Here is a 12,410-nt window from a genome sequence, read left to right on the forward strand (position 1 = left end):
AGCCATGTGCGTACAGTCAGGCAGGTAGGGAAAAGGCGTCGCTCTCGCCTTCGACAAGGTCTTCCGGCCAGATTTTTCGAAGATCCGCGTCCGGATAGAAATGGCTGAAGGCCGGCATGGTGGCGAGCAATGCTTCCGCGAGTGCGATGCCCAGATCGCGCCGCGACAGCGTGAAGCCGGTCAGGCTTGGCGACAGGAAATGTGATTGCGGGCTCTGGCGCCCGATGACGGCAATATCGCGGCCGGGTTTGAGGCCGGCTTCGCTAAGGCCACGATAAAAACCAATGGCAATCGTCTCGTTGACCAGCAGGATCGCGGTTGGCCGGTCCTTCTTGGCCAGCAGTTGCTGGGCGACATGGTAACCACCTGCCTCGTTCGGCTTCGAACTGAAGATGAGATCGGGATCGAGCGTCAATCCGTGCGCCGCAAGCGCCTTGGCACTTTGATCGACGAAGAGATGGCCAAGATTGATGTCGTCATGCGGCCTTGTCACGGCAATCCGGCGATGACCTTTCGCCACCAGCCGGTCGATCGAGGTCTGCGCCATGCCTTCGAAATCCAGATCGAGCCATGGCTGGCCGACGTCCGTCAGGCTGCGCCCGAGCGTGACAAAGGGAATCTTGCGCTTGGCTAGAAACTCGAAACGCGCATCGTGCCGCTGCGTTGCCGACAGAATGAGACCGTCCGCAAAGCCGCGGGCAACGACGCGGCGGAGATAGTCGTCGGGGTCTTCTTCGGATGAGCAGAGCAGGGCGACCAGATCGAGATGATGACGGGCAAACACCGTCTGCACGCCGTCGAAGACGCTCATGAAGAACGTATCGCCCTGGCCGGTGATCTCTGTGCCGGTCTGCATCATGAAGCCGATAATATTGGTGGTGCCCTGGCGCAGGCTACGGCCGGACTGGTTGGGCACGTAGCCGAGTTCGGCGGCGGCTTCGAGGACCTTCCGGCGCGTTTCCTCGTTGACATCGGGCCGCCCGTTCAGGGCCCGCGAAACGGTCCCGATGGAAATATCCAGATGTTGCGCAAGTCTGCGTATGCCCGTCATTCCAGCCGCTTCCATGGTGTGATTTCGGTTTCCCGATGTCCATCTCTTGACACGTTTCAAAAATCGATCATAGTACCGTAAACGTTTACGGTGATCGAAAAGGAGCGAAAACCGTAGATTTAAGGAGGAGATTTCCATTTTGCGTGCAGTTTTGTGCGGGTGCGGAGCCATGGCCAAAGGCTGGCTCAAGGCGATCGCGGATACCCCTGAAATTCGATCGGCGGTCACGGTCGTCGGGCTCGTTGACGTCAATCCGGCGGCAGCGAAATCGCTGGCCGACGAGTTCGGATTGGCCGATGCGCTCATCGGTTCCGATCTCGGCGATGTCGTTGCAAAAACATCGGCTGACGTCGTCTTCGACGTCGTCATTCCATCGGCCCGTCATGACGTGGTCTCAACCGCGTTGGCGCATGGCTGCCACGTGCTGAGCGAAAAACCAATGGCGGCGTCGATCGAGGCCGGCCGTTCGCTGATCACTCAGGCGCAAGCTGCCGGAAAGGTCCACGCCATCGTCCAGAACCGCCGGTTCATTTCCGGCATCCGCCGCATCCGCCGTTTGGTCGAAAGCGGTGCGTTGGGCGAGTTGACGGCAATCCACTGCGATTTTTTCATCGGCGCGCATTTTGGCGGCTTCCGGGAAGAAATGGACAATGTGCTGCTGCTCGATATGGCGATCCACACATTCGATGCTGCCCGTTTCGTAGCCAACAAGGTGCCGGTGGCGGTTTATTGCCATGAAAGCAATCCGCGCGGTTCCTGGTATGCGCATGGTGCAGCCGCCAACGCGATCTTCGAATTTTCCGGCGATGTGACCTTCACCTATCGCGGCTCCTGGTGCGCCGAAGGAGCCAATACCAGCTGGGAAAGCCAGTGGCGGATCATCGGAACCAAGGGCACCTTGCTCTGGGATGGTGCGGACGATTTCAAGACAGGTGTGGTCGCGGGTTCGGAAGGTTTCCTCCGTCCTATCGGGGCCATCGACATGCCTCAACCGGCCGACGAAGCACAGACCCACGGTCATGCCAGTGTCATTGCCGATTTCCTCGCAGCCATCAAAACCGGTGTTCAGCCGGAAACGGTCGGAAACGACAATATCAACAGCCTTGCCATGGTGTTCGCGGCGATCGAAAGCGCTCGCACCAGGCAGCGCGTGACCCTATGAAGAACAGGACAGTTTGATGAGCAATCCGGCAAAAGCCATCCGCATCGGCACCATGATCAGCGCATCCCCAGGTAAGGCGGCGGAGCGTATCGGTAAGGTCGCAGACATGGGCTTTGAAAGTTTCGAGCCCTTCTTCTGGCAGACGACCAACGGCCAGAACCTTGCCGAGCTCGGCAAGCGCTGTGTCGAGGCGATCGGCGACCGCGACATCACCATTTCGACGCTCGGCATGTTCGGCAACCCGCTGGAAACCTCCGACATCGACCGCGATACGCTGCAGGGCTGGAAGGACTGCATCGACAATGCGCATCATTTCGGCGCCAGCTGCGTTGCGGGCTTTACCGGCCGCATCCGCAACAAGCCGCTCACCGACAGCCTGCCGCGCTACAAGGAAGTCTGGAGCGAGCTTGCCAAGCGTGCGGCGGATAAAGGCGTGAAAATCGCCTTCGAGAATTGCGCCATGGATGGCAACTGGGCAACCGGCGACTGGAACATCGCCCATAATCCGGATGCCTGGGAGCTGATCTTCAATGAGACGCCGGATGACAATATCGGGCTCGAATGGGAACCCTGCCACCAGATGGTCTACCTCATCGACCCGCTGCCACAGATCCGCAAATGGGCAAGCAAGATTTTCCACGTGCATGGCAAGGACGCGACGATCCGTTGGGACGTCATTCGTGAGCACGGCATTTTCGGCAAGGAAAAGTTCGTCTTCATGCGCACGCCGGGCTTTGGCGATACCAACTGGACGGATGTGATTTCCGAACTGCGTCTTGCCGGCTGGTCCGGGTCCATCGACATCGAAGGCTGGCATGATCCGGTCTATCGCGACGCGCTTGAGATGACCGGGCAGGTGCATGGCCTCAATTATCTGAAGGCTTGCCGGGGCGGCGAATTTGTCGTTGATCCCGACTGATTGGGACTGAAATGGACTGAAGAAGGCCGGCATGGAGGATGACGGCCAAAATGGGTAACCAACAGGAGGAAACTATGGGTATCCGCAAATATGCAGTCATCGGTGCGCTGGCGCTTGCAGGCGTATCGATGTTCGGTCTTTCCGCGAAGGCCGAAGACGTGAAATTGACCATTTGGTCGCTTGACCGGCCCGAACAGCCGACGCCAAATCTGGTGGCCGAGTTCAACAAACTCAACAATGGCATCCAGATCGAGTATCGCCAGATCCAGTTCGACGATGTGGTGAGCGAAGCGATGCGAGCCTACTCGACCGGCCAGGCGCCGGATATCATCGCCATCGACAATCCGGAACATGCGCTGTTTTCGTCGCGCGGCGCCTTCCTCGATCTCACGGACATGATTTCGAAGTCGACCGTGATCAAGCCGGAGAACTATTTCCCCGGTCCGTTGAAATCGGTCGAATGGGACGGCAAATATTACGGCATGCCGAAGGCGACGAACACGATCGCGCTCTACTACAACAAGGACATGTTCAAGGCGAAGGGGCTCGACCCCAACAAGCCGCCGCAAACCTGGGACGAACTGGTCGAGGATGCGCGCAAGCTGACCGATCCGGCTGCCAACGTCTATGGTCTCGCCTTCTCGGCCAAGGCCAATGAAGAAGGCACGTTCCAGTTCCTGCCCTGGGCGCAGATGGGCGGCGGCAGCTACGAGAACATCAATTCCGAAGGTGCCGTGAAGGCGCTTACGGTCTGGAAGACGATCATGGACGAGAAGCTTGCCTCGCCCGATACGCTGACCCGTGGCCAGTGGGATTCGACCGGCACGTTCAACTCCGGCAATGCCGCCATGGCAATTTCCGGTCCGTGGGAACTCGACCGCATGACGCAGGAGGCGAAGTTCGACTGGGGCGTGACGCTGCTGCCGGTTCCGAAGGAAGGCGCCGAACGCTCCTCGGCCATGGGCGACTTCAACTGGGCGATTTTCGCTTCGTCCAAACATCCGGCAGAGGCCTTCAAGGCGCTCGAATTCTTCGCCTCGCAGGATGACAAGATGTTCAAGAACTACGGCCAGCTTCCGGCCCGCTCCGACATCTCGATCCCTGAGACCGGCCAGGCGCTCAAGGACGCGGCCCTTAAGGTGTTCCTCGAACAGCTGAAATACGCAAAGCCCCGCGGCCCGCATCCGGAATGGCCGAAGATCTCCAAGGCGATCCAGGATGCCATTCAGGCCGCCTTGACCGGTCAGGCAAGCCCGAAGGATGCGCTTGATCAGGCAGCTGAAAAGATCAAGGCTGTCCTGGGCTGATCTCATCGGGATAAGCAAGCCGCGGTCTCCTTCTTCTCCCCGCTGGGGAGAAGGGGTTTCACCGGATGGCTCCTGCCATCCAACTTTTCCTCCCGGAAGGGGTTGTCTCCCGCGCGAATGCGTCAGGCAGCCCCGTTCGGAGCATCGGAGGCCCCATGAAGAGGCTCCTTTCCAGCGTCAGGGATGGCAGCGGTTTCGATATCGTGCTGGTCGCCTTCCCGCTCGGCTTTCTGTTCCTGATGGCAGGGCTGCCGCTGCTCTACAACGTCCTGATGAGTTTTCAGGAGGTTGACATGTTCAGTCTCGGCACGTTCCTGCGTCCCTTTGTAGGCTTCAAGAACTACACCGATCTGTTCGCCCAGCCGGAGACATGGCCGATCCTTGGCAACACTGCGATCTTCGTCTCCGGTTCGATTGCCGGGCAGTTCCTGATCGGCTTCGGGTTGGCGCTGTTCTTCTGGGTGAATTTTCCAGGCGCCTCGTGGCTGCGCGGCCTGTTTCTCGTCTCCTGGGTCATGCCCGGCCTGGTCGTCGGCGCCATCTGGAACTGGATCCTGTCGGGCGATTTCGGCGTGCTGAATTTCATTCTTCGGGAAACCGGCATCATCAGCGGCAATATCTTCTGGCGCTCCGATCCGAACTATTCGCTCTATGCCGTCATCATGGCCAATGTCTGGCTGGGAACCGCCTTCAACATGATCCTCCTGTCTGTCGGCCTGGCGAGCATTCCCGGCGATCTCTATGAGGCAGCCGAACTCGACGGCGCCAATGCCTGGCAGCGGTTCTGGACGATCACGCTGCCGATGATGCGCTCGACCATTGGCGCCATCATTTCGCTCGGCTTGATCTTCACCCTGCAGCAATTCGACCTCTTTGCCGCGATCACGTCAGGCGGGCCGAACAATTCGTCCAACGTTACGCAATATTGGGCCTGGGACCTGTCCTTCCGGCAATATGACTTCGCCAAGGGCGCAACGATCTCCGTCATCATGATCGTCTTCGTGATGTTCGCCTCGATCGTCTATGTCCGCTCCACACGTCATGAGGTGCGCGGATGAGCGATACCAGCCGCAACCGCCTGATGCTGGCGATCGCCCTCGTCATGGCGGCGATCTATCTGTTTCCGCTCTACTGGATGTACATCACCGCCTTGAAGAGCGGCTCGGAGATGTTTGCGACGCCACCGAGTTTCTGGCCGTCTGAGCCGCAATGGGCCACCTATGCCTTTGTTTGGGAAAGCCGCGGCATGGGCCGCTATCTGTGGAACTCGCTGGTCATAGCGTTGGGTTCAGTCACCCTCATCACGGTGCTCGGCGTCGGCTGTGCCTATGTGCTGGCGCGCTATCGCAATGTCTGGGTCGATGTCGGGCTGTTCCTGATCCTGATGCTGCAGGTCCTGCCTGCATCGCTGATGATCACGCCGATCTTCGTCGGCTTCTCGCAGCTCGGCATGCTGAGCTATCCGCGTTTGGCGGTGATCATCGCTATTGCCGCCAAGAGCATGCCGTTCTTCGTCGTTCTGGTGCGCGCCACTTTCATGGCCGTCCCGCAGGAGCTGGAGGAGGCGGCATTGGTCGATGGCAATTCGCGGGTCGGCGCCTTCTTCAACATCGTTTTGCCGCTTGCCCGCAACGGCATTCTCGTCAGCGCCATTCTGATCTTCATGCAGGCCTTCGGCGAATTCGTCTACTCGAAGTCGATCATCCAGGCAGTGGAACTGCAGCCCGCCAGCGTTGGCCTCAACTCGTTCATGGGGCCCAACACCAATGAATGGAACAACATCATGGCCTATGCCACGATCTACGTGACCCCCATTCTCGCCATCTTCGTGCTGCTGCAGCGGCGCATCGTCTCCGGCCTTACTTCGGGAGCCATCAAATGACCAAACAGATCGAGCTCTCGGGCGTCAACAAATACTACGGCGCTTTCCATGCGCTGAAAAACATCGAACTCAGCATCGAGAAGGGCAGCTTCGTCGCGCTCGTCGGGCCGTCCGGCTGCGGCAAGTCCACGCTGTTGCGCTCGCTGGCCGGGCTCGAAAGCATCTCGACGGGTGACCTGAAGATTGCCGGCGAGCTGATGAACAACGTGCCGCCGCGCAAACGCGACATCGCCATGGTGTTCCAGTCCTACGCGCTCTATCCGCATATGACGGTGGAGCAGAACCTGACCTACAGCCTGCGTATCCGCGGTGTTGCGAAAGCCGAAGCCAGAAAGGCTGCGGCAGAGGTGGCGGCCACGACCGGGCTTTCGCAGCTTCTCGGGCGATATCCGCGCGAACTTTCCGGCGGCCAGCGTCAGCGCGTGGCCATGAGCCGGGCGATCATCCGCCACCCCAAGGCGTTCCTGTTCGACGAGCCGCTGTCCAATCTCGATGCGGCGCTGCGCGTTCATATGCGCAAGGAAATCCGCACCCTGCACGACCGGCTCGGCGCGACCTCCGTCTACGTGACGCATGACCAGATCGAGGCTATGACCATGGCGGATCATGTCGTGGTGATGAAGGATGGTGTCATCGAGCAGCAGGGGGCGCCGCTGGAGCTTTACGACCGGCCGGCCAACAAGTTCGTTGCCGGCTTCATCGGCTCGCCGGCGATGAATTTCGTGCCGGCGGTGGTCGGCGAAGACGGCCGTACTCTAGCGGTTGATGTCGGTGAAAAGCAGACAATCGTTCTCGACCGGCAATTGCAGCCCGGCCGCAAGGTGACGGCGGGTTTGCGGCCCGAGCACCTGCACTTCGTCGAACCGGGACAGGGTGTCTTCCGCCTGCCGGTCGGCATCGTCGAGAGCACCGGCTCGGCGACCTATATCACCACATCGACTGCTGCGGAGGTGACGATCGTCGAAACCTCGCGCAGGGCGGTCAGGACCGGTGATGTCATCGACGTATCGATCCGCCCCGCCGACGTGCATGTGTTCGATGGCGAGACCGGGTTGAGGGTATGATGCTGGTGAGGCACTTGAGAACGGCCGCCATCTGAACGCGGCCGCGCTTCTCCTGGCCGGAGAACAGGATTATCCGGTGGCTTGATGGGGCGGCGTCCAAGGCGCCGCTATACATCGGCAGGCGGGCGCGATAGTCTTTAGCGATCAAGCCACGGCGCCCTAAACCGCATGACACAGACAGAATCCAATGGTCTTCATCCCGTTTTGCGGGTCGATTTCCCCCATGCCGAGCGGCTGGGTCGGGGCAAGATCGCATTGCTTGAACATATCCGCGAGACCGGATCGATCTCTGCGGCGGGCCGCGCGATGGACATGTCCTATCGGCGAGCCTGGCTGCTGGTGAGTGCACTCAACGGCATGTTCAGGCAGGATGCGGTCGAATCGCAGCGCGGCGGCAAGCAGGGCGGCGGCGCGGTCTTAACACCGTTCGGCGAGGAGCTGATCCGTCAATTCCATGCGATGGAGGAAAAGACCCACATTGCGCTGGCATCCGAACTGGCCTGGCTACAGGACAATCTGAATTCCAGCGCAGCGCCGGTCAGAGATCCAGAGCCACACTCTTGACGATGGCGTGAACCGATTTGCCGGCATGCAGTCCGAGCATGTCGCGCGACAGGATCGTTATGCGCGAAACGATCGTCACGCCGCCGCAATCGAGCCGGACATCCACCATGCCTTGCGCCGCTTCGCCGATCTCGATGATCGTCGCCGGCAGAATATTGAGCGCGCTCAATCCCTCCGGCCGGCTGGTCGCCAGCATAACGTCGCGCGCGGCAATCTGCATCCGCACGCCCTTGCCGATGGCGGCATCAAGGTGCGGCACGCGGATTGCGGCCGTTCCGGCCCGCACAAGGGTGATTTGATGCTCGGCACCGGTTTCTTCGACGATGCCGTCGATCACGGCGCCGGCCTCGCGGCGGCTGATGGTCGAAGAGGGCTGGCTGAGGATGGTTGCTGCGTCCCCCGATGCGCTGACGCGGCCGTTTTCCAGGATGATGACCTTTGTCGCCAGCCGGGCGACTTCGGCGACCGAGTGGCTGACATAGATGATCGGAATGTCCGCCTCATCGCGCAGCCGCTCCAGATACGGCAGGATTTCCGCCTTGCGCTCCTCGTCGAGTGCGGCCATGGGCTCGTCCATCAACAGCAGCCGCGGATTGGACAACAGTGCCCGGCCGATGGCGACGCGCTGCTTTTCTCCGCCGGAAAGGTTTGAGGGCGCGCGGTCAAGCAATGCTTTGACGCCGAGCAGATCGACGATCCGGTTGAAATCCGCTCCGTCCTGGCTGTGCCGGGCGAACCACCGGCCATAGCCGAGATTGTGCCGCACACTGAGATGCGGGAAGAGGCGTGCCTCCTGAAAGACATAGCCGAAACGGCGTCGATGCGCGGGTACGAAAACCCGGTTGTCGCCTTCGAACAGAACGTCGCCGTTGAATGCGAGCCGGCCACTTTGCGGCCGCATCAGTCCGGCGATGATATTGATCAGCGAGGTCTTGCCGGATCCCGAGCGGCCGAACAGGGCCGTCACGCCCTTGTTTGCAGAGAATGCCGCATCGATCGAAAAAGCGCCCAGGCGATGGCGGATATCGACCTCAAGGCTCATGCCGCATCAACCTTCTTCGCCGCTAGGTTTGCGAGAACCTCCGAAACCATCAGGGCAGCCATCGAAATGACGATGGAGATGACGGTCAGGCGAAACGCACCGGCATCGCCACCGGGAACCTGCGTAAAGGTATAGATAGCCGAGGACAATGTCTGGGTTTCGCCGGGAATGTTGGAGACAAAGGTGATGGTCGCGCCGAACTCGCCCATCGCCTTGGCAAAAGCGAGAATCATGCCGGCGATGACGCCCGGCAATACAAGCGGCAGTGTGACGGTGAGGAACACCCAGACCGGCCCCGCCCCCAGCGTTGAGGCGGCTTGTTCCAGCCGGCGGTCCACGGCTTCGATCGACAGGCGAATGCTGCGCACCATCAGCGGGAAAGCCATCACGGCGCAGGCAAGGGCGGCGCCGGTCCAGCGGAACGAGAAGACGATGCCGGTATATTCGGCGAGAAACGCGCCGACCGGGCCGCGTTTGCCGAACAGGACCAGAAGGAGGAAGCCGGTGACAACGGGCGGCAGAACCAGGGGCAGGTGAACCACGCCGTTCACAATGGATTTTCCCCAGAAACGGCCGCGCGCCAGAACCATGGCGATGGCGATGGCGAACGGCAGGCTGACGAGCATGGCGACGAAGGATACGCGCAGGCTGAGGCGGATCGCCGTCCATTCCGCATCGCTTAATACCAACCAGTCCAATGTGTATGCTCCGTCCCCGACGGTCAGACGATAGGCGCTCGAATCATTCGCGGATAGAGCGCCTATCGTCTTATTTGAGGCAGTCTATTTAAGGATGGTAAAGCCCTGGGCTTCGAACAGGGCGGCTGCCTTGGCCGACTTGACGAAGTCGACATAGGCTGTTGCGTCCGGGTTCTTGCTGTCGGCGGTGATCGCGATCGGGTAGACAATCGGCGGATGGCTGTCCTCCGGGAAGATACCGGCAACCGTCACGCCTTTGTCGGCGGCGGCGTCCGTCTGGTAGACGATGCCGTAGGGGGCCTCACCCTTGGAGACCAAAAGAAGGGCGGCACGGACATTTTCGGCGCCGGCGACATTCTTTTCAACCGAAGACCAGATGCCGAGCTTTTCAAGCGCGGCCTTGCCGTATTTGCCGGCAGGAACGGAATCGACGGCGCCCATGGCGAGTTTTTCGTCGCCGAGCAGTGTCTTGAGATCAAGCCCCTGCTTGATATCGACGGGAGCTGCATCCTTCTTGCCGGTCACAAGCACGATGCGGTTGCCGAGCAGGTTGGCCCGGGTATCGTTCTTGATCAGCTTCTTTTCGGCAACATAGTCCATCCAGGCGAGGTCAGCGGAGATGAAGACGTCGGCCGGTGCACCGGATTCGATCTGCTTGGCCAGTGCCGAGCTTGCCGCATAGGACACGGTGGTTTCCTTGCCCGCTTGCTTCTGCCATTCGGCATTGACGGCATCGAGCGCATTCTTGAGGCTTGCCGCGGCAAAGACCGTGACCTTTTCGGCCGCGGCCGCAGGCTGGGAGAGCGGCGCGCCGCCGATCCAGAGTGCGATGGCGGCAGTTCCGAGAATTTTCAACAAGGCTCGACGTTCAGTGCGCATGCGGTCCCCCATTTGGCTTCGAGATATTCCTTTAGATATAACGGTATAATTCGATTGACCAGCGTTATATTATCCAAAATATATTGAAACTCATTCGTCCCGGCCCGCGGCTTGCTGCTTGCCATCGACAGGGCTGAGGTTAAATTTGGCGGCGCAGGATTGACCGGAATGGACGAGGCAGGACGCGATGGAATCGAATGTGAAGATCGAGGAGAGCTGGAAGACAGCTTTAAGCGCGGAATTCTCCAGCCCCTACATGACTGAGCTGAAAAAATTCCTCTTGGAGGAGAAAAGCAGCGGCAAGCAGATTTTCCCCAAGGGGCCTGAGTATTTCCGCGCCCTGGACCTGACGCCGCTCGACAAGGTGCGCGTCGTCATCCTTGGGCAGGATCCCTATCATGGCGAGGGGCAGGCGCATGGGCTATCCTTCAGCGTCAAGCCGGGCGTGCGCTCGCCGCCATCCCTGGTGAACATCTACAAGGAGCTGCTTGGCGACCTTGGCATTCCGCCGGCGCGCCACGGTTTCCTGGAAAGCTGGGCGCGGCAGGGCGTGCTCTTGCTCAACAGCGTATTGACGGTCGAGCGAGCGATGGCAGCATCGCATCAGGGCAAGGGCTGGGAAAAGTTCACCGACGCGATCATTCGCGCCGTCAACGATCAGGCGCACCCGGTCGTCTTCATTCTCTGGGGATCCTATGCGCAGAAAAAAGCGGCCTTTGTCGATCCGTCGCGCCATCTGGTGATCCGGTCGCCGCATCCGTCGCCGCTCTCGGCCCATAACGGTTTCTTCGGCACCAAACCTTTTTCCAAGACCAACGATTTTCTCGTCTCGAAAGGCCGCGAGCCGATCGACTGGGCACTGCCTGCCAATCCGGAGGTGCCAACCTAGGGCAGCGTCTGGGAGGAGGGCGGTTCGGGTTGCTTGGCCTTGCGCCGGGCGACGACGCTTTCGCGCCAGACGGTGAAAATGCCGGCGCAGACGACGATCACTGAACCGAGGATCATGTTGAGGTTCAGCGTTTCTCCGAAGATGGAGACGCCGATGATCGAGGCGAAGACGAGCTGAAGATAGGTCAGAGGCTGGACCTCCGAGGCGTCGAGCAGTTCGTAAGCCTTGATCAGGAAGAAATGGCTGGTCGTCCCGGTGACGCACAAAAGCAGCATCCACGCCCAGTCCTGCGGTGCGAGTGCCGTCCAGTAGAACGGCCCGGCAAGCGTGATCGCAATGGCGCCGGCGACGCCGGTGTAGAAAAAGCTGGTGACCGAGCTGTCGTCCCGGCTGACCAGCCGCGTCGAGATCACATAGATCGCAAAGATCAGAGCCGATGAGATCGGGATCAGGAAGTTGATGTCGAAGCCGCTGTCGTCAGGCTTCAGGATGAGCAATACGCCGAGCAATCCGACGATGATCGCTGTCCAGCGCCGCCAGCCGACGCGCTCGCCGAGCAGCGGCATGGAGAGCAGCGCCACGAAAAGCGGTCCGGACGAAAAGATCGCCTGCGAATGAGCAAGGCCGACCCGCGAAAACGAGATGATGACGATGACGATCTGTACGACCAGCAGGATGCCGCGCAGGACCTGCAGCACTGGCCTCTTGGTCCGGACCGCCGCCGCAAGGCCGCTGCGTGATCGCGCCGCCAGCGCCACGGCAAAGGCGGCAAAGGCCCAATACCGGATCATGGTGATGAAGACCGGAGGGTAGAGGCCGCCCAGATGCTTGGATATCGCGTCCTGTATCGAAAAGATTACAAGGGCAAGCAGGACGAAGATATAGCCGGCGCGCTTCGAGGTCATGACAATGGTCATACACCGGCTGAGCGGGAAGCAGCCACGCGATTTTCG

Annotated in this window: 13 protein-coding genes; 8 read left to right on the forward strand and 5 right to left on the reverse strand. The window is 60.3% G+C overall.

All coding sequences use genetic code 11. The features are described 5' to 3' along the window. Window positions 1–16 precede the first annotated feature (16 nt). Window positions 17–1,051, reverse strand: a complete 1,035-nt coding sequence (locus AC1D17_RS03065) for a LacI family DNA-binding transcriptional regulator (RefSeq protein WP_477563962.1) — start codon at window positions 1,049–1,051, stop codon at window positions 17–19. 130 nt (window positions 1,052–1,181) lie between these two features. On the opposite strand from AC1D17_RS03065, the gene AC1D17_RS03070 reads away from it, so the two are divergent. From AC1D17_RS03070 to AC1D17_RS03100, 7 genes are all read left to right on the forward strand, one after another. Then, window positions 1,182–2,213 carry a Gfo/Idh/MocA family protein gene (locus AC1D17_RS03070; RefSeq protein ID WP_477564254.1) on the forward strand — a complete coding sequence of 344 codons (1,032 nt, stop codon included), beginning with the start codon at window positions 1,182–1,184 and terminating at the stop codon, window positions 2,211–2,213. Between the two features lie 16 nt (window positions 2,214–2,229). Beyond that, a complete protein-coding gene (locus AC1D17_RS03075) occupies window positions 2,230–3,132 on the forward strand; it encodes a sugar phosphate isomerase/epimerase family protein (RefSeq protein WP_477563963.1) in 903 nt (300 codons plus the stop codon). A 74-nt stretch (window positions 3,133–3,206) separates the two neighbouring features. Next, window positions 3,207–4,439 (forward strand): ABC transporter substrate-binding protein, encoded by a 1,233-nt coding sequence (locus tag AC1D17_RS03080; protein WP_477563964.1) that lies wholly within the window; start codon window positions 3,207–3,209, stop codon window positions 4,437–4,439. 155 nt (window positions 4,440–4,594) lie between these two features. Further along, window positions 4,595–5,497: a carbohydrate ABC transporter permease gene (locus AC1D17_RS03085; protein ID WP_477563965.1), complete on the forward strand. Its 903-nt coding sequence runs from the start codon at window positions 4,595–4,597 to the stop codon at window positions 5,495–5,497. Then, window positions 5,494–6,321 (forward strand): carbohydrate ABC transporter permease, encoded by an 828-nt coding sequence (locus AC1D17_RS03090; protein ID WP_477563966.1) that lies wholly within the window; start codon window positions 5,494–5,496, stop codon window positions 6,319–6,321. The genes AC1D17_RS03085 and AC1D17_RS03090 overlap by 4 nt, the downstream gene beginning before the upstream one ends. Next, window positions 6,318–7,385 carry an ABC transporter ATP-binding protein gene (locus AC1D17_RS03095; protein WP_477563967.1) on the forward strand — a complete coding sequence of 356 codons (1,068 nt, stop codon included), beginning with the start codon at window positions 6,318–6,320 and terminating at the stop codon, window positions 7,383–7,385. The genes AC1D17_RS03090 and AC1D17_RS03095 overlap by 4 nt, the downstream gene beginning before the upstream one ends. A 168-nt stretch (window positions 7,386–7,553) precedes the next feature. Continuing rightward, complete coding sequence (locus AC1D17_RS03100) at window positions 7,554–7,949, forward strand: winged helix-turn-helix domain-containing protein (RefSeq protein WP_477563968.1); 396 nt, start codon at window positions 7,554–7,556, stop codon at window positions 7,947–7,949. Here AC1D17_RS03100 and modC read toward each other — a convergent pair. The 3 genes from modC to modA all read right to left on the reverse strand — a co-directional run bounded on the left by modC (window position 7,924) and on the right by modA (window position 10,568). After that, window positions 7,924–8,991, reverse strand: coding sequence for a molybdenum ABC transporter ATP-binding protein (modC, locus tag AC1D17_RS03105; protein ID WP_477563969.1), 1,068 nt, complete (start codon window positions 8,989–8,991; stop codon window positions 7,924–7,926). The two genes, AC1D17_RS03100 and modC, sit on opposite strands and share 26 nt — an antisense overlap. After that, window positions 8,988–9,689, reverse strand: a complete 702-nt coding sequence (gene modB / locus AC1D17_RS03110) for a molybdate ABC transporter permease subunit (protein ID WP_477563970.1) — start codon at window positions 9,687–9,689, stop codon at window positions 8,988–8,990. The genes modC and modB overlap by 4 nt, the downstream gene beginning before the upstream one ends. A gap of 84 nt (window positions 9,690–9,773) precedes the next feature. Continuing rightward, complete coding sequence (gene modA, locus AC1D17_RS03115; protein ID WP_477563971.1) at window positions 9,774–10,568, reverse strand: molybdate ABC transporter substrate-binding protein; 795 nt, start codon at window positions 10,566–10,568, stop codon at window positions 9,774–9,776. 187 nt (window positions 10,569–10,755) lie between these two features. Here modA and ung point away from each other — a divergent pair, with 187 nt between their 5' ends. Further along, complete coding sequence (gene ung / locus AC1D17_RS03120) at window positions 10,756–11,457, forward strand: uracil-DNA glycosylase (RefSeq protein ID WP_477563972.1); 702 nt, start codon at window positions 10,756–10,758, stop codon at window positions 11,455–11,457. On the opposite strand, the gene AC1D17_RS03125 is transcribed toward ung, so the two are convergent. Then, window positions 11,454–12,362, reverse strand: coding sequence for a DMT family transporter (locus tag AC1D17_RS03125; protein ID WP_477563973.1), 909 nt, complete (start codon window positions 12,360–12,362; stop codon window positions 11,454–11,456). The genes ung and AC1D17_RS03125 overlap by 4 nt on opposite strands. Window positions 12,363–12,410 lie beyond the last annotated feature (48 nt).

The sequence above is a fragment of the Pararhizobium sp. P1_E7 genome, from assembly GCF_056405855.1.